Origin of the sequence: Enterobacter sp. HK-058-C-ECC (assembly GCF_047531125.1) — a bacterium.
GTDB lineage: Bacteria > Pseudomonadota > Gammaproteobacteria > Enterobacterales > Enterobacteriaceae > Enterobacter > Enterobacter quasiroggenkampii.
This window is the reverse complement of record NZ_JBLKCH010000013.1, coordinates 70,989-92,841: the sequence shown is the minus strand read 5'-3', so window position 1 is coordinate 92,841 and position 21,853 is coordinate 70,989. Positions and strand designations below refer to the sequence as shown.

Here is a 21,853-nt window from a genome sequence, read left to right as displayed (position 1 = left end):
GTCCTGAATGACTGGGGCGTTTTTTATTGCGGCAAAGAAACTTTCGGGCAAAAAAAAGCGCGGCCATCGCCGCGCCCGGTATTACTCTTCTTCCGCTTCCGTCGCGGGTTCCAGCTCGTTAAACCAGGTGTCGAGCTTTTGACGCAGCTTGTCCACGCCCTGCTTTTTCAGCGAGGAGAACGGTTCAACCTGCACATCGCCGTTGAACGCCAGCACCGCTTCGCGAACCATATTCACCTGCGCTTTACGCGCGCCGCTTGCCAGCTTATCGGCTTTTGTCAGCAGCACCAGCACGGCGATATCGCTTGCCACCGCCCAGTCGATCATCTGCTGATCCAGATCTTTCAGGGGATGGCGAATATCCATCAGCACCACCAGACCTTTCAGGCACAGGCGTTTTTCCAGGTATTCACCCAGCGCACGCTGCCACTTGATTTTCATCTCTTCGGGTACCTGCGCGTAACCGTACCCCGGTAAGTCGACCAGGCGTTTGCCCTCTGCGACTTCAAACAGGTTGATCAGCTGGGTACGGCCAGGTGTTTTTGAGGTACGCGCCAGGTTCTTCTGATTGGTCAGCGTATTCAGGGCGCTGGATTTCCCCGCATTAGAGCGGCCAGCAAAGGCCACTTCAATACCGGTATCAGAGGGGAGGTGGCGAATATCGGGCGCACTGGTGACAAAATGCGTCTGTTGGTAGTTCCAGGTAGTCACGTGGTCGTCTCCAAAATCGTAATCTGAGGGGGATTATACCTGAATGCAGGCAAAAGGCTTTTCTGATTGCTATGCCCTGTAGGCGAATGCCTCCACCGGTGTGAGAGATCGGCCAGTGATGCTATGGGAGATTTCAGAGAATTCGCAGGCGTTAAAAAATGCAAACTGTTTTAAATCATAAGCTTATTTTCGGGTAATTGTCTGAAAATCTCTTTTTATACCGTTTCGTTGCTTGTTAGTTTAACGGAACAAGGTAAAGTGTGCGTCAGGGCGAGGAAGCCAACAGGAAATCGACTTAAGGATTAGGGTCAGGAGCGCCAGGAGGCGAAGACGCAGGATTGTCAGGACGACCAGCGCCTGGAGGCGTTTTAACAGGAAATGGAACCGTATCACGGACGGTATTAGCCAAGGGATAAACAGGGTTTGTTGTTGGCAAACATGGAATGTCTGACCCGCTAAGGGTTGTGAGTCAGGAAAAAAGGCGACAGATTGCTCTGTCGCCTTTTTTCTTTGCTTGCTTTCTGCTAGATTTCGCCGCAATTCTATACTGAAGAAAACGACTTAAAGATAAAACATCATGAAAAAACCAACCACCGCTGCGGGCGCGAAACGCCCTGCAAAAGCACGCCGCAAAACGCGCGAAGAACTGAACCAGGAAGCGCGCGACCGCAAACGCGACAAAAAACATCGCGGTCATGCTGCGGGTAGCCGTGCCAACGGTGGTGGTGCAGCGGGCGCTTCTGCAAAAAGCAAACAGCAGAAAGATCCTCGTATCGGCAGTAAAACTCCCATTCCACTGGGCGTGACAGACACCCCGGTCACTAAGCAGCACAAACCAAAGAGCGAGAAACCTATGCTTTCACCGCAGGCTGAGCTGGATTTGCTGGAGAACGATGAGCGCCTGGACGCGCTGCTGGAACGTCTTGAAGAGGGTGAAACCCTGACCGCTGAAGAGCAGTCATGGGTGGATGCCAAACTGGATCGCATCGACGAGCTGATGCAGAAGCTGGGTCTGTCTTACGATGATGAAGACGATGAAGAAGAAGACGAAAAGCAGGAAGATATGATGCGTCTTCTGAAGGGTGGAAACTAACATTTGCACCCGGCAGGCACGATAGTCCTGCTTATAACCCTTCCGGTTATATGTTATCTGGTGTGGTTATTCGTTAAACTACGGCGGTTGTCGCGGCGACAGAAGTGGCTGCGCACCCGAATGATGGCCCGCAATGGGGTCAGAACGGGCCGCCGTATACGAACGCGACACCAACGGAAGGAGTGAGCATGTCAGCACCAACTATCGACTGGGATTTGGCCCTAATCCAGAAATATAACTATTCCGGGCCGCGTTATACGTCATACCCCACCGCGCTGGAGTTCTCCGATGCCTTCGGCGAGGGGGATTTTCAGCAGGCTGTTGCGCGCTATCCTGAGCGTCCGCTGTCGCTCTACGTCCATATTCCGTTCTGCCACAAGCTTTGCTATTTCTGCGGCTGCAATAAAATCGTGACCCGCCAGCAGCATAAAGCCGACCAGTACCTTGACGCGCTCGAACAGGAAATTGTGCATCGCGCGCCGCTGTTTAAAGGCCGTCACGTCAGCCAGCTGCACTGGGGCGGCGGTACGCCAACCTATCTGAATAAAGCGCAAATCAGTCGCCTGATGACGCTTCTGCGCGATAATTTCAGTTTTAACGACGACGCAGAAATCTCGATCGAAGTCGATCCGCGTGAAATTGAGCTGGATGTCCTCGATCACTTACGCGCAGAAGGCTTCAACCGCCTGAGCATGGGCGTACAGGACTTCAATAAAGAGGTTCAGCGTCTGGTGAACCGCGAGCAGGACGAAGACTTTATCTTTGCCTTACTCAACCATGCGCGTGAAATTGGCTTCACCTCGACCAATATTGACCTGATTTACGGCCTGCCAAAGCAAACGCCGGAAAGCTTCGCCTTCACGCTGAAGCGCGTGGCCGAACTCAACCCGGACCGTCTGAGCGTCTTTAACTATGCGCATCTGCCGACGCTGTTTGCCGCCCAGCGTAAAATCAAAGATGCCGATCTGCCTTCTGCCCAGCAGAAGCTGGATATCCTGCAGGAAACCATCACCTCGCTGACCGACACCGGCTATCAGTTTATCGGCATGGATCACTTTGCCCGTCCGGACGACGAACTGGCGGTCGCTCAGCGCGAAGGGGTCCTGCACCGCAACTTCCAGGGCTACACGACCCAGGGCGATACCGATTTGCTGGGAATGGGCGTCTCCGCCATCAGCATGATCGGCGACTGCTACGCGCAAAACCAGAAAGAACTGAAGCTGTATTACCAGCAGGTTGATGAGACGGGCAACGCGCTGTGGCGCGGCATCGCATTAACGCGCGATGACTGTATCCGTCGCGATGTGATTAAGGCGCTTATCTGCAACTTCCGTCTCGATTTCAGCGACGTGGAAGCGCAGTGGACGCTGAACTTCAGCGATTATTTCGCGGAAGACCTGAAGCTGCTGGCGCCGCTGGCGAAAGACGGGCTGGTGGATGTGTCGGAGAGCGCGATTGAGGTCACGCCAAAAGGGCGTCTGTTGATCCGCAATATCTGCATGTGCTTCGACGCGTATCTGCGTCAGAAAGCGCGTATGCAGCAGTTCTCGCGGGTGATTTAAACTGCAATGCCGGGTGGCGGCTTCGCCTTACTCGGCCTACAAAAGTGCGAAATGTAGGCCGGGTAAGCGAAGCGCCACCCGGCTTTTCATCGCCAACTCGCTAGCTAAACAGCCCAACCAGCGCCGCGCACAGTACCGCCGCAACGGCAGTTTGTGGCGTGTGGCTTTCAGCGGCTCCGCTAGAGAGCATATTCACGAATGTTTCCAGCATGATGTTCACCCCCAATTTCCGGGCACGATCATACAAAACTCATCGGAACAGTAAAGCGCAAAATAACGGCAATTTGCGCTCAATTAATAACCTTTACACAAGCGCTGATATTACTCCATTCCCAGCTCTTTCAGCTTGCGCGTCAGGGTATTGCGTCCCCATCCCAACAGGCGAGCGGCTTCCTGCTTGTGGCCCTGCGTATGACGAAGCGCGGTAGTTAACAGCGTACGCTCCATCTCAGGCTGCGCTTCAGACAGCAGGTTTTGATGACCGGAACGCAGCGCGCGGTCGGCCCACTGCGCCAGCAGCGTTGCCCAGCTGTCCGGCAAAGCATGCCCGGTGCTGCTTTCAGGCGCGGTCGCTTCAAACAGCTCGGCCGGTAAATCCTGAATCAGCACTTCCTGCCCGGCGGCCATCACGGTTAACCAGCGGCAGGTATTTTCCAGCTGACGCACGTTGCCCGGCCACGCCAGGCGCGTCAGAGCGGCATCGGTTTCCGGATGAAGCTGCTTGGCCTCCACACCCAGCTCGCGGGCGGCTACCTGCAGGAAATGGCGCGCCAGGCGGGGAATATCTTCCCGGCGTTCACGCAGCGGCGGCAGATGAACGCGAATGACGTTCAGTCGATGGAATAAATCCTCACGGAATTTGCCTTCCTGCACGCGCTGCTCCAGGTTCTGGTGGGTCGCGGCGATAATACGCACGTCCACCTTCACCGGCGCATAACCGCCCACGCGGTAAAACTGCCCGTCCGCCAGCACGCGCAGCAGGCGGGTCTGGACATCCAGCGGCATATCGCCGATCTCATCCAGGAACAGCGTGCCGCCATCAGCCTGTTCAAAGCGCCCCTGGCGAATGGTATTTGCGCCGGTAAACGCCCCTTTTTCGTGCCCGAACAGTTCGGATTCAATCAAATCCTTCGGGATCGCCGCCATATTCAGGGCAATGAACGGTGCTTTTGCCCGCGGGCTATGGCGATGCAGGGCATGCGCCACAAGCTCTTTACCAGTTCCCGATTCGCCGTTAATTAAGACGCTGATGGAGGAGCGGGACAGACGGCCAATAATGCGAAACACGTCCTGCATCGCCGGCGCTTCGCCGATGATGTCGGTGGTTGGCCCAAAATCGGGCGCGTGGCGCGGCTGCTGCTGCTCCTGATAGTGGCTAATCGCGCGCTCGACCAGCGCCACCGCCTCGTCGATATCAAACGGTTTTGGCAGATAATCGAATGCCCCTTGCTGGTAAGCGCTCACCGCGGCATCCAGATCGGAATGTGCCGTCATTATGATGACCGGAAGCATAGGGTGGCGTTGTTTGATCTGCTTTAACAGCGCCAGCCCGTCCATGCCCGGCATGCGAATATCCGACAGCAGAACATCGGGCGTTTTGGTGGTGAGTGCGTCGAGCACTTCGCTGCCGCTCTCAAACGTCGTGCAGCTTAATCCCGCCCCCGTGAGCGCGCGTTCAAGCACCCAACGGATGGAGCTATCGTCATCGACTACCCAGACTATCCCTCGTTGCATAAACGTCACCTTTATTTTTTAATCGGCAGGAAAACCGAAAACTCGGTATGTCCCGGCCAACTGGTAAATTCAATTTTTCCAGAGTGTTGATCGATCAAACTGCGGGCAATGGATAAGCCCAGGCCGGTTCCGCCTTCGCGACCGCTGACCATCGGGTAGAACAGAGTGTCCTGCAGATGCGATGGAATGCCGGGCCCGTTATCCTCGACGTCGATTCGGGCCGCAAGCCGGTAGCGCACGCCGTGTAACGTGAGCTGGAAGGCGGTACGGGTGCGTAAAATAATCTCGCCCCCGTCGGACCCCAGCGCCTGCAGGGCATTGCGCACAATGTTCAACAGGACCTGCTCAATCTGATCCGGGTCATGGGCCAGTTCCGGCAGGCTTGGGTCGTAATCACGTACCAGCGTGACGTTCTCTGGCAGCTCCATCGAGACGAGCTTCACCACCCGTTCAGCCACTTTATGGATGCTTTCTGTGACGTGCATTCCCGGCTGCTGTGGCCCGAGAAGGCGGTCAACCAGATTCCGCAGACGGTCCGCCTGCTCAATGATGACGTTGGTGTACTCCGCCAGCGCAGGGTCGGGCAGCGCCTTGGTCAGAAGCTGCGCCGCACCGCGTAATCCGCCCAGCGGGTTTTTGATTTCATGCGCCAGACCGCGCACCAGGTCTCGGGCGGCAATTTGCTGTGCATGCTGAAGCTGTTCCTGGCTCAGTCGGCGCTGATTATCCATCGGCGCCATTTCCAGCAGGATCAGGCCTTCGGGAAGACGTTGCGCGGTCAGCGACAGAATGTGCGAACGCCCGTCGATCACCAGCGTCACTTCGTTATCGGTGAAACCCTGGCCTGCCTGTAAACTTTCCTGCATCAGGCCAATATTCAGCGAAAAATAGCTCAGGAGTTCCGGAAGTGGGGTGCCGAACAGTTTACGTGCGCTTTGGGCAAGCAGCTGCTGTGCCGCCGGGTTGGCGTAATGAACGGCCAGCTCGTCATCGACCAGCAAAATGCTGTTAATCAAAGAATTGAGGATCTGCCCAGCATCGGGCAGCGTGCCAGTTGCCATTCAGCAGTCTCCTGGAGTCGTTTGCACTAATTTAGTGCAGTATAGCGTTTTCGGCGTCAAAAGCGCGTGAGATCAGATTGTTGGTGGAGAAAAAAGCCCATCCGGAGATGGGCTAAAAGTTTCCACGGCAACTACTCCCGGCGCTTGTCACGCCGGGTAAAACAACTTAATTAAACGCTGTAGTACAGTTCGAACTCAACCGGATGCGGAGTCATACGCACGCGGTCGTTCTCTTCAGTGCGCAGCGCGATGTAAGCATCGATAGCGTCGTCAGTGAATACGCCACCTGCAGTCAGGAACTCGCGGTCTGCGTCCAGCGCCTGCAGGGCTTCTTCCAGAGAGCCAGCAACCTGTGGGATCTCTTTCGCTTCTTCTGGCGGCAGGTCGTACAGGTTTTTGTCCATCGCTTCGCCCGGGTGGATCTTGTTCTTGATACCGTCCAGACCGGCCATCAGCAGTGCTGCGAAGCACAGGTATGGGTTAGCCGCTGGATCCGGGAAGCGCACTTCGATACGACGCGCTTTAGGAGACGCCACCACCGGGATACGGATAGAAGCAGAACGGTTACGCGCAGAGTAGGCCAGCATCACTGGCGCTTCGTAGCCCGGGACCAGACGCTTGTAGGAGTTGGTGGTTGGGTTCGCCAGGGCGTTGATCGCTTTAGCGTGTTTGATTACGCCGCCAATGTAATACAGCGCCTGCTCGGACAGACCGGCATATTTGTCACCAGAGAACAGGTTGGTACCGTTCTTGGACAGAGACATGTGGCAGTGCATACCGGAACCGTTGTCGCCAAACATTGGTTTTGGCATGAAGGTCGCGGTTTTACCGAAACGGTGCGCAACGTTGTGCACAACGTATTTGTAGATCTGAATTTCGTCCGCTTTTTTGGTCATGGTGTTGAAGCGGGTAGCCACTTCGTTCTGACCCGCCGTCGCCACTTCGTGGTGGTGCGCTTCAACAACCAGGCCCATCTCTTCCATCACCAGACACATGGTGGAACGAATGTCCTGTGCAGAGTCGACCGGAGGAACCGGGAAGTAACCGCCTTTCACGCCTGGACGGTGACCTTTGTTACCACCTTCGTATTTGGTGGAGGAGTTCCATGCGCCTTCGATGTCGTCGATAGCCACGTGTGAGCCAGAAATAGACGCACCAAAACGGATGTCATCGAACAGGAAGAACTCTGGCTCTGGCCCGAACAGAACGGTGTCTGCGATGCCGGTAGAACGCAGGTACTCTTCAGCGCGTTTCGCGATAGAACGTGGGTCGCGGTCGTAGCCCTGCAGGGTGCCTGGCTCGAGGATGTCGCAACGGATGATCAGGGTAGGTTCTTCGAAGAACGGATCAATGACCGCAGTGGTCGCATCTGGCATCAGAACCATGTCGGATTCGTTAATGCCTTTCCAGCCACCAATGGAGGAGCCGTCAAACATTTTGCCTTCTTCAAAGAATTCGGCGTTCACCTGATGAGCAGGGATTGTGACGTGCTGTTCTTTACCTTTGGTATCGGTGAAGCGCAGATCAACAAACTTCACTTCATGTTCGTTCAGCATCGTCAAAACGTGTTCAGCGGACATACTTAACTCTCCAGATTGGTCATTGTCGTCGTGGTAACGAGGTCTTCAATTTCTGTTTGTACTGGCTGGTGCCATGTATTTTATAAAGCGAAATCTGTGCCAACTTTTAAAACACCCCAAAAAGGCGTTATCATGCGCACCATAGTGCAAAAGGGCTGCACCACGATGGATTTGTTGCACCAGTATAGTGCTTCAATGTGAACATTGAGCACCATATTGGTGCAATTTACGTTAAAGTGCCCTTTTACCGCTCCGTGAAAGCGATCACAAAGCATCTCTGCAATACTTGTTTGCGGGGGATGTTTGTGATCCTGTTTTGTAGTGCGATTAATCCGTGTACAATAACGCGCTATTTCTAAATGCCTGAGGCAAAGTTGTGATCGAAAATTTGCGTAACATCGCCATCATCGCGCACGTTGACCATGGTAAAACTACCCTGGTCGATAAGCTGCTGCAGCAATCCGGTACGTTTGATGCGCGTGCCGAAACCCAAGAACGCGTGATGGACTCCAACGATTTGGAGAAAGAGCGTGGGATTACCATCCTCGCGAAAAACACCGCGATTAAATGGAATGACTACCGTATCAACATCGTTGATACCCCAGGGCACGCCGACTTCGGTGGTGAAGTTGAACGTGTAATGTCCATGGTAGACTCCGTTCTGCTGGTCGTTGACGCAATGGATGGCCCAATGCCACAGACGCGCTTCGTGACCAAAAAAGCATTTGCCCATGGTCTGAAGCCAATCGTTGTTATCAACAAAGTTGACCGCCCTGGCGCGCGTCCTGACTGGGTTGTTGACCAGGTATTCGACCTGTTCGTTAACCTCGACGCGACCGACGAGCAGCTGGACTTCCCTATCGTTTACGCCTCTGCGCTGAACGGTATCGCAGGTCTGGACCACGAAGACATGGCTGAAGACATGACCCCGCTGTATCAGGCGATTGTTGACCGTGTTCCTGCGCCAAACGTCGATCTCGACGGTACCCTGCAGATGCAGATCTCTCAGCTCGATTACAACAACTACGTTGGCGTTATCGGCATTGGTCGTATCAAGCGCGGTAAAGTGAAGCCGAACCAGCAGGTTACTATCATCGATAGCGAAGGCAAAACCCGTAACGGTAAAGTTGGTAAAGTACTGACTCACTTGGGTCTTGAGCGTATCGAGAGCGACATCGCTGAAGCGGGCGACATCATCGCTATCACCGGTCTGGGTGAACTGAACATCTCCGACACCATCTGCGATCCGCAGAACGTCGAAGCGCTGCCAGCCCTGTCCGTTGATGAACCAACCGTATCCATGTTCTTCAACGTCAACACCTCTCCGTTCTGTGGTAAAGAAGGTAAGTTCGTTACCTCTCGTCAGATCCTTGACCGCCTGAACAAAGAGCTGGTGCACAACGTTGCGCTGCGCGTTGAAGAAACCGAAGACGCTGATGCATTCCGCGTTTCGGGTCGTGGTGAGCTGCACCTGTCTGTTCTGATCGAAAACATGCGTCGTGAAGGTTTCGAAATGGCGGTTTCCCGTCCGAAAGTTATCTTCCGCGAAATCGACGGCCGTAAACAAGAGCCGTTCGAAAACGTGACGCTGGACGTTGAAGAGCAGCACCAGGGGTCTGTGATGCAGGCTCTGGGTGAGCGTAAAGGCGACCTGAAAAACATGAATCCAGATGGCAAAGGCCGCGTACGTCTCGACTACGTGATCCCAAGCCGTGGCCTGATCGGCTTCCGTTCTGAGTTCATGACCATGACTTCAGGTACCGGTCTGCTGTACTCCACCTTCAGCCACTACGACGACGTGCGTCCGGGTGAAGTGGGCCAGCGTAACAACGGCGTGCTGATCTCCAACGGTCAGGGTAAAGCGGTTGCGTTTGCGCTGTTCGGTCTGCAGGATCGCGGTAAGCTGTTCCTGGGTCACGGTGCTGAGGTTTATGAAGGCCAGATCATCGGTATTCACAGTCGTTCTAACGACCTGACCGTAAACTGCCTGACCGGTAAGAAACTGACCAACATGCGTGCGTCCGGTACTGACGAAGCAACGGTTCTGGTTCCACCGATCAAGATGACTCTGGAGCAGGCTCTGGAATTCATCGATGATGACGAACTGGTCGAAGTGACTCCACAGTCAATTCGTATCCGTAAACGTCACCTGACCGAGAACGATCGTAAACGTGCTATGCGCGGTGCGAAAGAAGACTAATACGGTTAATCCGTAGGCCGGGTAAGCGCATGCGCCACCCGGCAGGTAAAAAGCCGCTGATCCCTCAGCGGCTTTTTTTATTCGATGATCGCCAGAATACTTCATTACCCGGGACATTATGTCCCAAAGCTAGCTTTTTCCTGCGATTGAGTTCACGCATTATTAATTTTCCTTGCAATAGTGAGCAAAAGGTATACCCATAATATCCATAGACCTTTTCCATACCATTTCACCATCCGTGAATGAAATGTTTTTTACGCCAAAACGCGTAAAATCCTTTTCGCTGTACGTCGACAGACCAGTGTCTGGATCACCAATATTTTCTTTTTGCCCGCAAAGTGGCAACATCCATGACACTTTTATATCTTTGTAGAATGCTTTATCCGTTTTTCTTATTTCTGAGAAAATACGATCTGTTATCGTTGTGTCTGTATTGATTTCACCGTTAATCGTCGTTGTTAACTTATTGTCATCAGAATTAGGCGACCCATGGAAACCAATAATGGAACCATAGTTGATGATTTTGTTTTTTGCCGCTGGGAAAAGATAGTTAGCACAGGAAGAAAGGCATAATCGCCTGACCTCAATGTTAATTTCTTTATCATGAATAACTTGTGCTAGTTTGATTGCTGTTTCGACATCGCCACCACCGCTGTTTATCGATATCGTCCTGACAGGGATAAGGTTTTTTCTGATAAGCCCCACAATCATTTTGTCATCATCTTTGGATATGTTTCCGTCGATATATAACGTATCAAAAACGAGGTGGGTTGAAAGTTTTGGTTCAAGCCCTTGCTTCACAATCAGTTGGCTAGAGAGTTGATATAAAATATCTCTGTTGGCTTTCTTAAATCGGTAGGCATTGTATGAATAAATAGCGGAAGCGCAGAGTATAGCTATTAAAACGGCACTGAGGACGTATCCCTTTTTAATCTTCACGAAAGTGCAGCTCCATGCGTAAAGTAATATAAACTTATCATTATAAAAAAGAAAATAGATAAAACCTTTGTGTCTAAATGTAAATTTAAGTGAAGTCAACTTGTTGCGATTTCGAGCAAAGCCGCGAGAAATGGGATTGCCATGGCAAAAAATGGGGGAATATGGTGATGAGAAAAAAATTTACGGAAGCGTTTTTCTGTAATTTTTTGCAGATAGAACTAAAACGTATATCTTCGCAAAGTCAAACTTAAATAAAACTCATCCCTGCCTATCGCCCGAAAGCCACTATCATCTTCCTGGGCTAAATTTTTTCTTCATACTGCTCCCTCTAAGCTGAATCACGTGCATAGCCAAACTTTAGCTTTCCCGCTACAGTTACCTCTCCACGGCGAGCAGGAGATAAACATGCTTTATATCTTTGATTTAGGAAACGTCATCGTCGATATCGATTTTAATCGCGTGTTGGGTGCATGGAGCGACTTTAGCCGCGTGCCGCTGGCAACGTTAAAGCAAAATTTCGCGATGGGTGAGACCTTCCATCAGCATGAACGCGGCGAGATCAGCGATGAAGAATTCGCTGAACGTTTCTGTCAGGAGATGGATCTACCGTTAAGCTACGAGCAGTTTTCACACGGCTGGCAGGCCGTATTTGTCGCCATCCGGCCTGAGGTGATCGACATCATGCATAAGCTTCGCGAGCAGGGACATCGGGTCGTTGTGCTGTCAAACACCAACCGTCTGCACACCACGTTCTGGCCTGAGGAGTACCCTGAAGTTAAGGCGGCGGCGGATAAGATCTATCTCTCGCAGGAGATGGGGATGCGTAAGCCTGAAGCGCGAATTTATCAGGCTGTTCTGCAGGCAGAGGGATTCAACGCGGCCGATGCGGTCTTTTTCGATGACAACGCCGATAATATAGAGGGAGCTAACCAGTTGGGTATTACGTCAATTCTGGTGACCGGAAAAGAGACGATACCTGACTACTTTGCGAAGCAGCTATGCTAAAAACCGTTCATCAAAAAGCCACGCACCATACTCACCCGCTGCGGGCCTGGCTGAAACTGCTCTGGCACCGGATTGATGAGGACAATATGACCACGCTGGCGGGTAACCTCGCCTACGTGTCATTGCTCTCGTTAGTGCCGCTGGTGGCGGTCATCTTTGCCCTGTTCTCCGCCTTTCCGATGTTTGCGGACGTCAGCGTGCAGCTTCGTCATTTTGTCTTCGCGAATTTCATTCCGGCAACCGGGGATGTTATCCAGAACTACATTGAGCAGTTTGTTGCCAATTCCAGCAAGATGACGGCAGTGGGGGCGTGCGGTCTTATCGTCACCGCGCTGCTGTTGATGTATGCCATCGATAACGCGCTAAACACGATCTGGCGGAGTAAAAAAGCGCGGCCAAAGGTCTATTCCTTTGCCGTGTACTGGATGATCCTCACGCTGGGACCGCTGCTGGCCGGGGCGAGCCTGGCAATCAGTTCTTATCTGCTCTCCCTGCGCTGGGCGAGTGATTTAAACGGCGCTATTGATAATGTGCTTCGCATCTTTCCGTTGATCCTGTCGTGGCTCTCGTTCTGGCTGCTCTATAGCGTCGTGCCGACCACGCGCGTGCCTAACCGCGATGCGGTCGTGGGGGCGCTGGTGGCGGCATTGCTCTTTGAGCTCGGTAAGAAAGGGTTTGCCCTCTACATCACTATGTTTCCGTCCTATCAGCTGATTTACGGCGTGCTGGCGGTGATCCCCATTTTGTTTGTCTGGGTCTACTGGACCTGGTGTATCGTCTTGCTTGGTGCTGAAATAACTGTCACTCTCGGTGTATACCGCGAACTTAAAAAAGCAGCAGCAGCTGAAAAACAACAAGAAGCAGACCAACCATGATTGCATTGATACAGCGCGTAACCCGTGCCAGCGTCACCGTGGAGGGAGAGGTGACGGGTGAAATTGGCCCAGGACTTTTGGTGTTGTTAGGTGTCGAAAAGGATGATGACGAACAAAAGGCCAACCGCTTATGTGAGCGCGTGCTGGGCTACCGTATTTTCAGCGATGCGGAAGGCAAAATGAACCTGAATGTCCAGCAGGCAGGCGGCAGCGTGCTGGTGGTTTCCCAGTTTACGCTGGCAGCGGATACCGAGCGCGGCATGCGCCCGAGTTTCTCCAAAGGGGCCGCGCCGGATCGTGCAGAAGCACTTTACGAGTACTTTGTTGAGCGTTGTCGCCAGCAGGAAATGAATACGCAAACCGGACGATTCGCTGCAGATATGCAGGTATCGCTGGTGAACGACGGCCCCGTCACATTCTGGCTCCAGGTATGAGCATACTTACGGCATGGCCGCGGGTAACAAGAGAGAGTACAGCTATGTATCACCTTCGAGTACCGCAAACGGAAGAAGAGTTAGACGCTTATTACCAGTTCCGCTGGGAAATGCTGCGCAAGCCACTGCATCAGCCAAAAGGCTCTGAACGCGACGCCTGGGACGCGATGGCCCACCATCAGATGGTGATGGACGAAGAGGGCAACCTCGTGGCCGTCGGGCGTTTGTATATCAACGCCGATAACGAAGCGTCTATTCGCTTTATGGCGGTTCATCCCTCCGTGCAGGACAAAGGTCTGGGTACGCTAATGGCGATGACCCTGGAATCCGTCGCCCGTCAGGAAGGCGTTAAGCGCGTCACCTGTAGCGCCCGCGAAGATGCCGTTGAGTTCTTCGCTAAACTCGGTTTTGTGAATCAGGGGGAAATCACGACCCCGCAAACCACGCCGATTCGTCATTTTTTGATGATCAAACCCATCGCCACCCTGGACGATATTCTGCATCGCGCCGACTGGTGCGGACAGCTCCAGCAGGCCTGGTATCAGCACATCCCGCTCAGTGAAAAAATGGGCGTGCGCATTCAGCAGTACACCGGACAAAAATTTATTACCACCATGCCGGAAACCGGCAATCAGAACCCGCACCACACGCTGTTTGCCGGCAGCCTGTTCTCACTGGCCACGCTCACCGGCTGGGGACTGATCTGGCTGATGCTGCGCGAGCGCCATCTGGGTGGCACCATCATTCTTGCCGATGCTCACATCCGCTATAGCGCACCGATCAGCGGCAAGCCGAGTGCGGTGGCCGATCTGGGGTCGCTGGGCGGCGATCTGGACCGTCTGGCTCGTGGCCGCAAGGCTCGCGTCCAAATGCAGGTTGAACTGTTTGGCGATAAAACACCGGGCGCGGTGTTTGAAGGCACCTACATTGTTCTTCCGGCGAAGCCTTTTGGCGCGTATGAAGAGGGTGGGAACGAGGAGGAGTAATCTCCTGTTCACGCTCCCCGGGTGTGCTGAATCCGCCCGGCGACATCCCGCATAACGTCTCGCGCTGACTGGCTAACGCCGCCAAGCTGAAAGAAGCCATGGATGACGCCCAGCCAGCGCTGAGCGGTACACTTCACACCCTGCTCCGTCAGATGCTGGAACAACATTTCGCCCTCATCGCAGAGCGGATCGTACTCTGCGGTAATAACGTGCACAGGCGGAAGACCGTAAAAATCATCGCGCCACAGCGGACTTGCTTCGGGGTGCTGGCGGTCGGTGTCAGCGAGGTACATTTCATACCCACTGAGCAGGGTATCGCGGGTGATGATGTAATCCGTGCCATTGAGGGCATAGCTTTCAAAACTGGCCGTGGCGTCGAGCATGGGGTAGATGAGAATGAGCTGCGCAGGTTGCCACAACCCTTTAACCTTAAGCCGCAGCGCCGTTACCAGCGCAAGATGTCCCCCTGCGCTGTCTCCGCAAAGGGTGATCCGGTTTTTATCCACGCCCAGTTTGTCCGCATAGTGCCAGACCAGATCTGCACCTCTTTCCGCATCGTCATGTGCGGCGGGGAAAGTATGCTCCGGCGCCAGCCTGTACTGAATCGCAATCACCCGGCAGTTGCCGTAGCAGGCTAACTGACGGAGTTGGTTGTCATGGGTATCAAAGCCGCCGCTGATAAAGCATCCGCCGTGGTAGTAGATGGCAGCAGGCAATAGTTCAGGTGCATTGAGAGGTGAAAATACCCGAATGGTAAGACCCTCAAGAACAAGCGTCTCCACCTGAACGCGCGTTTCGGTCTCCCCGGCAAGCCCCGTGCTGGCAATATAGCCTGCTCGTCGCACCTCAATGCTCTGGCGACGTGACGAGGGCCGACCTGCAGCGATAAACCCCTGAACCAGCTGTGCAATACCCTGTTCCAGCGCCATGAATAATCCCTTTTACTGTATGGATGAACAGTTTTATAGCCTGGTTTGATTCAAAAGAAAACAAGAATAGTGTTGAGGGCAACAATCTGGAAAGCGCCTCGCAAATGGAAGGCTAACTATTGCCAGGGACTTTAACCCTACTGAGAGAAAGCGTATGTTGCCTTGAAAATAGACAATGGTGATATACTGAGGTGATATATGAGTTTACTGGCGGAGCTTAACATGGGCAGAATTCTGATCGATTTGTCGGATGACGTTATTCAACGTCTCGATAACCTCAAACAGCTGCGTAACCAACCTCGTGCCGAATTACTGCGTGAAGCAATTGAGCAGTATCTCGATCAGCAAAGCTCGTCCGTTATCCGTGATGCGCTTGGTCTTTGGGGGAACCAGCAAGAAGATGGTTTAGAGTATGAGCGCAAGCTGCGTGAGGAGTGGTAGTGATGGAACACATGGCGGTTTTTGATACCAATATCCTGATCGACCTTTTCAACAATCGCGTCGAGGCAGCAAATACGATCGAAAACACAGCATCGCACCGGTCAATCAGTCTAATCACATGGATGGAAGTCATGGTAGGGGCGCGCAAACATGGCCACGAAGCGAAAACCGCGGCGGTAATGGGCGCATTTGAGGTTATCGATGTAACCCGAGAGATCGCAGAAAGAAGCGTCGTGCTCCGTGAGAAGCATGGCATGAAACTGCCGGATGCCATTATTTTAGCGACTGCCCAAAGCAGAAATTGCCCGTTAATCACCCGGAATACCAAAGACTTTCAGGGGATTGCCGGGGTGGTTTTACCTTATCAATTGTAGGCCGGGCAAGCACGCGCCGCCCGGCACTGTCACAGGGAATTACTCCCCTTCACCCGGGAACAGGAACGGGTTGATCGAGCTGCGGGCAAAGCCCTCCTGCTCCATCTTCGCGTCCAGAATCAGCGAGGCGAGATCGTCGGCCACCGCTTCGACTTTCGGGTCTTTTTCCTGATACAGAATCTTCAGGTAAGTGCCGCAGTCGCCGCAGCTTTCGGCTTTCACCGCCGCGTCTTCATTTTCCAGCGACCAGTAGTTCAGATCGCGGGTCTGTTCGCAGTTGCTGCACTTGATGCGCACCACGTGCCACTCGGTTTCACACAGGTTGCAGTGCAGGTAGCGCAACCCCTGCGTGGTGCCGATTTGCACCATGCTGGAAACCGGCATTGAGCCGCAGACCGGGCAGAACTGGCGCGCTTCGCCGTATTCGGCGCGCGCTTTACCCGGGATCAGGCTCGCCATTTGCGCCCAGTAAAGCGACAGCGCAGCCCAGATAAACGGCGCTTTATCGCTACTGACCAGCGAGAAGTCAGAGGCAAACAGCGCGCTCGCCATCTCTTCCAGCTCTTGTTCGGACGCTTTTTCCAGATTCTCAATGACCGCCAGCGCGGTACCGCTCATCTCCGGCTTCAGCTCGGCAATGAGCGAATGCAGCAGCTTTTGCCAGTGCTTGTCGCGCGGCAGGACGTGAATGTCCAGCGGTGGCTTGCCCTGCGCGTTGGCTTCTTTGATGCGCGCGGTCAGATCCATTTGCAAGGGGTGGTCATACAGCACCACTTCCTGCGCGTGGGCGACCAGTGCGGCAAAACGCAGAAAATCGCCCAGCGGGTTGTTCTCTGCCAGCTCGCGCAGACGCTCTGCGCGGCGGTTGTAGAGGTTCTTGAGTCTGGGGAATAACAACGGCGGAATATAATCCGCCGTGCGTTTCTCGCTCGACCCCAGCTCATCTTGCGGGATTATGCGAATACTCATTCAGATGACTTTTCCTGTTTCTGGCGGACTTCACGGTACCAGCGCGGGTGATGCTTCTTCGCCCACGTACTGGTTACCCATCCTTCCACCATCGCGGTAATGGTGCCTTTCACCCAAAGGGCGGCGTAGATATGCACCATGATAACCACAATTAACGCCACTGCGGCAAATGAATGCAGCATCAGCGCGAATCGGATCACCGGGATTGAGAAAGCAGGCGCAAAGTACGGACGCCAGATGATCACGCCGCTCACCAGCAACAGGACCAGGAAGATAATCGCCGCCCAGAATACGCATTTCTGGCCGAAGTTATAACGCCCGGTGTCACCCACTTCCTCGTTGACGACGATCTTACGAATATTCTTCGCCCAAAAGATATCATCCCGATTGATTAGGTTATGGTGCCAGTAGCGGAAAAACATAATGATGAACGACGCGAACATGATGACGCCCACAAACGGGTGCAGAATGCGCGCCAGCTGTGGTGTCCCCATGATCTGCATCAGCCAGTTGAAGGACGGGAAGAAGAACCCCAGCCCGCTTATCGCCGCCAGCATGAAGCAGAAGGCGGTGACCCAGTGGTTGATGCGTTCCGGCGCGGTGTAGCGCACGATGGTGTCACGTTTTTTCATTTGCGCACCTCGTCTTTCTCTTCATGCAGGTTGTCGTCTTCCTCTTCCGCGCGGTTCGGACCGACGCCGACGTAGTGGAAGATGCTCGCTGCGAAGGTGGCAGCAAAGCCCACCGCTGCCAGCGGTTTCCAGATGCCTTTCCAGAACTTCACGGTGGCGCTGATTTCCGGGTTCTCCGGCAGGCCGTGATACAGATTCGGCTTGTCGGCGTGGTGCAGCACGTACATCACGTGCGTACCGCCAACCCCGGCCGGATCGTACAGGCCCGCGTTGTCGTAACCACGGGTCTTCAGCTCGCCCACGCGCTCTGCTGCCAGCGTTTTCATATCCTCTTTGGAGCCAAAGTGGATCGCGCCGGTTGGGCAGGTCTTCACGCATGCAGGCTCCTGGCCGACGGTAACGCGGTCCACGCACAGGGTGCATTTGTAGACGCGGTTGTCTTCCGGGTTCAGGCGCGGTACGTCGAACGGACAGCCCGCGATGCAGTAGCCGCAGCCGATGCACTGTTCGGACTGGAAGTCGACGATGCCGTTGGCATACTGAATGATAGCCCCTTCTGACGGACATGCCTTCAGGCAGCCCGGATCCGCACAGTGCATACAGCCGTCTTTGCGGATAAGCCATTCCAGTTTGTCGTTCTGCTCCACTTCCGAGAAACGCATCACCGTCCAGGACTTGGCGGTCAGGTCTGCCGGGTTGTCGTACACCCCGACGTTGTGACCCACTTCGTCACGCAGGTCGTTCCACTCAGAGCAGGCCACCTGACAAGCTTTACAGCCGATACAGGTCGTCACGTCGATAAGCTTCGCCACTTCCTGCTGGTGGTCCCGCGCCTGAGGCGCGGGCGTGAAACCGTTAGTCGCGGAACGACGGATAATGTCTTGAGATTGATAAGCCATAAGTCGTCTCCGTTACACCTTTTCCACGTTCACGAGGAAGGCCTTAAACTCCGGCGTCTGCGTGTTCGCATCACCGACGAACGGCGTCAGGGTGTTCGCAATGAACCCTTTCTTCGCCACGCCCTCATAACCCCAGTGAATCGGAATACCGATGGTATCCACCTGCTGACCGTGAACGTTCAGCGTGCGAATACGCTTGGTCACCACCGCCTTGGCCTTAATGTAGCCGCGGTTAGAGGAGACCTTCACGGTATCGCCATGGGCAATCCCGAGCTTGTTCGCCAGCTTCTCGCCGATCTCCACAAACTGTTCCGGCTGCGCGATGGCGTTAAGCAGCGCGTGCTTGGTCCAGTAGTGGAAGTGCTCGGTCAGACGGTAGGTGGTACCCACGTACGGGAACTTGTCTTTTTTACCCAGCGCGTCGAAATCGCCCTTAAAGATACGGGCTGCCGGGTTAGAGACCACGTTCGGGTGCAGCGGGTTGGTGCCCAGCGGCGTCTCAAACGGCTCGTAGTGTTCCGGGAACGGACCTTCCGCCATCTTATCGATAGCAAACAGACGTCCCATCCCTTCAGGCTGCATGATAAACGGCCCAACGTCGCTGCCCGGTGCGGCAGTGCTGTAGTCCGGAATATCCACGCCGCCCCATTTCGCACCGTCCCACTTCAGAAGCTGACGCTTCGGATCCCACGGGTTGCCCTGCGGGTCAGCGGATGCGCGGTTATAGAGGATGCGGCGGTTAAGCGGCCATGCCCATGCCCAGCCCAGCGTATTGCCAAGGCCTGACGGATCGGCGTTATCGCGGTTGGCCATCTGGTTGCCCTTCGGCGTCCAGCTACCGGCAAAGATCCAGCAGCCGCTTGACGTGGTACCGTCATCGCGCAGGTGCGCGAAGGTACTGAGCTGATCGCCTTTCTTCGCCAGTACGGTGCCGGTGGCCGGGTCGATAACGTCCGCCAGCGCCTTACCGTTGCTCTCCATCGCCACTTCTTCTGGCGCAGGGTTTTCCGGCGTCGAGTAGTTCCAGGTCATGTTCAGGACCGGTTCCGGGTTCGCGCCGCCTTCTTCCGCGTACATCTTACGCAGGCGCAAGAAGATTCCGGCCAGGATCTCGCCGTCGTTCATGGCGATGCCCGGGGCGTCCGCGCCTTTCCAGTGCCACTGCAGCCAGCGTCCGGAGTTAACGATAGACCCGTTCTCTTCCGCGAAGCAGGTAGACGGCAGACGGAACACTTCGGTCTGAATCTTCGACGGATCGACGTCGTTCGATTCACCGTGGTTCTGCCAGAAGGTCGAGGTCTCGGTATTGAGCGGGTCAATCGTCACCAGGAACTTCAGCTTCGACAGAGACTCAACAACCTTGTTCTTGTTCGGGAACGAGGCCACCGGGTTAAAGCCCTGGCACAGATAGCCGTTCACTTTGCCCTGGTGCATCATCTCGAAATACTGCAGAACGTCGTAGCCTTTGTCCCACTTCGGCAGCCAGTCAAAGCCCCAGCTGTTTTCCGCCGTCGCTTTATCGCCGAAGAACGCTTTCATCATCGAGACGAAGAACTTCGGATAGTTGCCCCAGTAGTTCACCTGGCCTTCAAGCAGCGGTTTAGGCGTGCTGGCCGTCAGGTAGGTTTGCAGATCGGTCTGTTTCTCGCTTGGCAGGTTCATGTAACCCGGCAGGCTTTGAGACAGCAGGCCGAGGTCGGTCAGACCCTGAATATTGGAGTGACCGCGCAGGGCGTTCACGCCGCCGCCTGCCATCCCCATGTTGCCGAGCAGCAGCTGAACCATCGCCATGGTACGGATGTTCTGCGCGCCGATGGAGTGTTGCGTCCAGCCGAGGGCGTACAGGAACGACGCGGTTTTATCTTTCGCGCTGGTTTCGGCGATCAGCTCGCACACCTTCAGGAAGTCCGCCTTCGGCGTACCACAGATGTTTTCGACAACCTCCGGCGTGTAGCGGGAGACGTGCTCTTTCAGCAGGTTCCACACGCAGCGCGGGTGTTGCAGGGTGGTGTCGCGCTTCGCAAAGCCTTTCTCATCCAGCTCGTAGTTCCAGCTGGTTTTATCGTATTTGCGTTTTTCGGCGTCGTAACCGCTGAACAGGCCATCTTCGAAGTGGTAATCCTCACGCACGATCAGGCTGGCGTTGGTATAGGCTTCGGTGTATTCGCGGTTGTATTTTTCGTTGGTCATCAGGTACAGCAGTACGCCTGACAGGAAAGTGATGTCAGTACCTGAACGAATAGGGGTGTAGAAATCCGCCACTGACGCAGTACGCGTAAAGCGGGGATCGATCACAATCAGTTTCGCACCGTTGTGGATTTTGGCTTCCATCGCCCAGCGGAACCCGACAGGGTGCGCTTCAGCGGCGTTACCGCCCATCACCACAATGAGGTTGGCGTTCTTGATGTCGACCCAGTGGTTGGTCATCGCACCGCGACCAAATGTTGGAGCAAGACTTGCTACCGTTGGTCCGTGTCAGACACGCGCCTGGTTGTCGACCGCGAGCATACCGAGTGCGCGCGTAAATTTCTGGGTTAAATAACCGGTTTCGTTACTGGAAGCAGAAGCACACAGCATCCCGGTGGAGAGCCAGCGGTTGACCGTGACGCCGTCGGCGTTCTTCTCAACAAAGTTGGCATCGCGGTCTTCTTTAATCAGTTTAGCGATGCGGTCAAACGCCTCTTCCCAGCTGATTTGCTGCCATTTGTCGGAACCCGGCGCGCGATATTCAGGGAATTTCAGACGGCTTTCGGAGTGGATAAAGTCCACCAGACCGGCCCCTTTCGGGCATAATGCGCCGCGGTTAACCGGGTGATCCGGGTCGCCTTCGATATGGAAAATAGACGCTTTGGCGTTTTTAGCACCGTCGCCGAGGCTATACATTAACAGCCCGCAACCGACAGAGCAGTACGTACAGGTATTACGGGTTTCACGGGTGCGCAGCAGTTTATACTGCCGCGTTTCCGCCAGCGCTACGCCGGGCGCAAAGCCCAGTGCCGCTGCCGTGGTGCCTGCCATACCGCCAGCGCAGATCTTAAAGAACTGCCTTCTGCTGACCTGCATGGGTCACTCCTTGTTTCGACATTGCTTACATATGTAGTTTTGACTTCGCGGTTGAAGAATGACCGCAAAGGAGAAAAATTTGCGTTAATCCCTCAATTCCACGAGGGATATCATCAGAATACCACATTGTCGGTACCGCTGTTCTAATGGCGTTAATACAAAGTGAACGTATTATCACCATGTTGATTATAAAGTGTGATATCGATCACATTAACAGCTCTGCATGTTAAAGCGATGTAGCCGGTGTCAGGTTGCACCCCTGCTAAATGAGTAGGAGAATGGTTGTCGAAAAGTTGATCCATACTATGCGTACAGCCTGTGGTTTATGCTGCAATAGCACGCTCGCTTCCGTGGTTGTTCAGGAAT

20 protein-coding genes are annotated in these 21,853 nt (G+C 54.3%); 9 read left to right on the top strand and 11 right to left on the bottom strand.

The features are described 5' to 3' along the window. Positions 1 to 81: 81 nt before the first annotated feature. Positions 82 to 711 (bottom strand): ribosome biogenesis GTP-binding protein YihA/YsxC, encoded by a 630-nt coding sequence (gene yihA, locus ACMWJS_RS19925; protein ID WP_048226811.1) that lies wholly within the window; start codon positions 709 to 711, stop codon positions 82 to 84. 577 nt (positions 712 to 1,288) lie between these two features. Between yihA and yihI the strand changes: the two genes are divergently transcribed. Continuing rightward, a complete protein-coding gene (gene yihI / locus ACMWJS_RS19920; RefSeq protein ID WP_414747461.1) occupies positions 1,289 to 1,804 on the top strand; it encodes a Der GTPase-activating protein YihI in 516 nt (171 codons plus the stop codon). 188 nt (positions 1,805 to 1,992) lie between these two features. Next, positions 1,993 to 3,366, top strand: a complete 1,374-nt coding sequence (gene hemN, locus ACMWJS_RS19915; RefSeq protein WP_262797370.1) for an oxygen-independent coproporphyrinogen III oxidase — start codon at positions 1,993 to 1,995, stop codon at positions 3,364 to 3,366. 100 nt (positions 3,367 to 3,466) lie between these two features. On the opposite strand, the gene ACMWJS_RS19910 is transcribed toward hemN, so the two are convergent. The 4 genes from ACMWJS_RS19910 to glnA form a co-directional block, all read right to left on the bottom strand. After that, positions 3,467 to 3,577 carry a YshB family small membrane protein gene (locus ACMWJS_RS19910; RefSeq protein WP_032622955.1) on the bottom strand — a complete coding sequence of 37 codons (111 nt, stop codon included), beginning with the start codon at positions 3,575 to 3,577 and terminating at the stop codon, positions 3,467 to 3,469. 110 nt (positions 3,578 to 3,687) lie between these two features. Further along, entirely contained in the window at positions 3,688 to 5,100 is a 1,413-nt protein-coding gene (gene glnG, locus ACMWJS_RS19905) for a nitrogen regulation protein NR(I) (RefSeq protein WP_023309765.1), read from the bottom strand. 11 nt (positions 5,101 to 5,111) lie between these two features. Continuing rightward, the gene (gene glnL, locus ACMWJS_RS19900) at positions 5,112 to 6,161 is read right to left on the bottom strand and encodes a nitrogen regulation protein NR(II) (protein ID WP_048028344.1); all 1,050 of its coding nucleotides are present in this window, start codon (positions 6,159 to 6,161) and stop codon (positions 5,112 to 5,114) included. A gap of 170 nt (positions 6,162 to 6,331) precedes the next feature. Further along, positions 6,332 to 7,741, bottom strand: a complete 1,410-nt coding sequence (gene glnA, locus ACMWJS_RS19895) for a glutamate--ammonia ligase (RefSeq protein WP_008501856.1) — start codon at positions 7,739 to 7,741, stop codon at positions 6,332 to 6,334. Positions 7,742 to 8,117: 376 nt separating this feature from the next. Between glnA and typA the strand changes: the two genes are divergently transcribed. Next, positions 8,118 to 9,941: a ribosome-dependent GTPase TypA gene (gene typA, locus ACMWJS_RS19890; RefSeq protein WP_023331638.1), complete on the top strand. Its 1,824-nt coding sequence runs from the start codon at positions 8,118 to 8,120 to the stop codon at positions 9,939 to 9,941. Positions 9,942 to 10,103: 162 nt separating this feature from the next. On the opposite strand, the gene ACMWJS_RS19885 is transcribed toward typA, so the two are convergent. Beyond that, positions 10,104 to 10,880 (bottom strand): hypothetical protein, encoded by a 777-nt coding sequence (locus ACMWJS_RS19885; RefSeq protein WP_262752630.1) that lies wholly within the window; start codon positions 10,878 to 10,880, stop codon positions 10,104 to 10,106. 405 nt (positions 10,881 to 11,285) lie between these two features. Here ACMWJS_RS19885 and yihX point away from each other — a divergent pair, with 405 nt between their 5' ends. The 4 genes from yihX to fabY are packed head-to-tail and all read left to right on the top strand — an operon-like array spanning position 11,286 to position 14,180. Beyond that, positions 11,286 to 11,885: a glucose-1-phosphatase gene (gene yihX, locus ACMWJS_RS19880; RefSeq protein WP_414747460.1), complete on the top strand. Its 600-nt coding sequence runs from the start codon at positions 11,286 to 11,288 to the stop codon at positions 11,883 to 11,885. Beyond that, entirely contained in the window at positions 11,879 to 12,760 is an 882-nt protein-coding gene (locus ACMWJS_RS19875) for a virulence factor BrkB family protein (RefSeq protein ID WP_414747459.1), read from the top strand. Before yihX ends, ACMWJS_RS19875 begins: the two co-directional genes overlap by 7 nt. Further along, positions 12,757 to 13,194 carry a D-aminoacyl-tRNA deacylase gene (gene dtd / locus ACMWJS_RS19870; protein WP_008501836.1) on the top strand — a complete coding sequence of 146 codons (438 nt, stop codon included), beginning with the start codon at positions 12,757 to 12,759 and terminating at the stop codon, positions 13,192 to 13,194. The genes ACMWJS_RS19875 and dtd overlap by 4 nt, the downstream gene beginning before the upstream one ends. Before the next feature lie 44 nt (positions 13,195 to 13,238). After that, positions 13,239 to 14,180 (top strand): fatty acid biosynthesis protein FabY, encoded by a 942-nt coding sequence (fabY, locus tag ACMWJS_RS19865; protein ID WP_023309755.1) that lies wholly within the window; start codon positions 13,239 to 13,241, stop codon positions 14,178 to 14,180. 8 nt (positions 14,181 to 14,188) lie between these two features. Here fabY and ACMWJS_RS19860 read toward each other — a convergent pair whose 3' ends face one another. Then, a complete protein-coding gene (locus tag ACMWJS_RS19860; protein WP_414747458.1) occupies positions 14,189 to 15,109 on the bottom strand; it encodes an alpha/beta hydrolase in 921 nt (306 codons plus the stop codon). 198 nt (positions 15,110 to 15,307) lie between these two features. Here ACMWJS_RS19860 and ACMWJS_RS19855 point away from each other — a divergent pair, with 198 nt between their 5' ends. Then, the gene (locus ACMWJS_RS19855; protein WP_045909092.1) at positions 15,308 to 15,550 is read left to right on the top strand and encodes a ribbon-helix-helix protein, CopG family; all 243 of its coding nucleotides are present in this window, start codon (positions 15,308 to 15,310) and stop codon (positions 15,548 to 15,550) included. Positions 15,551 to 15,552: 2 nt separating this feature from the next. After that, complete coding sequence (locus ACMWJS_RS19850) at positions 15,553 to 15,924, top strand: type II toxin-antitoxin system VapC family toxin (protein ID WP_080347348.1); 372 nt, start codon at positions 15,553 to 15,555, stop codon at positions 15,922 to 15,924. 39 nt (positions 15,925 to 15,963) lie between these two features. Here ACMWJS_RS19850 and fdhE read toward each other — a convergent pair whose 3' ends face one another. Genes fdhE through fdnG form a run of 4 tightly spaced genes read right to left on the bottom strand, consistent with a single transcriptional unit; the run spans position 15,964 to position 21,487 of the window. After that, positions 15,964 to 16,893, bottom strand: coding sequence for a formate dehydrogenase accessory protein FdhE (gene fdhE, locus ACMWJS_RS19845; protein WP_008501833.1), 930 nt, complete (start codon positions 16,891 to 16,893; stop codon positions 15,964 to 15,966). Beyond that, a complete protein-coding gene (fdoI, locus tag ACMWJS_RS19840) occupies positions 16,890 to 17,525 on the bottom strand; it encodes a formate dehydrogenase cytochrome b556 subunit (protein ID WP_014172232.1) in 636 nt (211 codons plus the stop codon). The genes fdhE and fdoI overlap by 4 nt, the downstream gene beginning before the upstream one ends. Then, positions 17,522 to 18,424 carry a formate dehydrogenase subunit beta gene (fdxH, locus tag ACMWJS_RS19835; RefSeq protein ID WP_008501831.1) on the bottom strand — a complete coding sequence of 301 codons (903 nt, stop codon included), beginning with the start codon at positions 18,422 to 18,424 and terminating at the stop codon, positions 17,522 to 17,524. Before fdxH ends, fdoI begins: the two co-directional genes overlap by 4 nt. A gap of 12 nt (positions 18,425 to 18,436) precedes the next feature. After that, complete coding sequence (fdnG, locus tag ACMWJS_RS19830) at positions 18,437 to 21,487, bottom strand: formate dehydrogenase-N subunit alpha (protein WP_414747457.1); 3,051 nt, start codon at positions 21,485 to 21,487, stop codon at positions 18,437 to 18,439. Between the last annotated feature and the right edge of the window lie 366 nt (positions 21,488 to 21,853).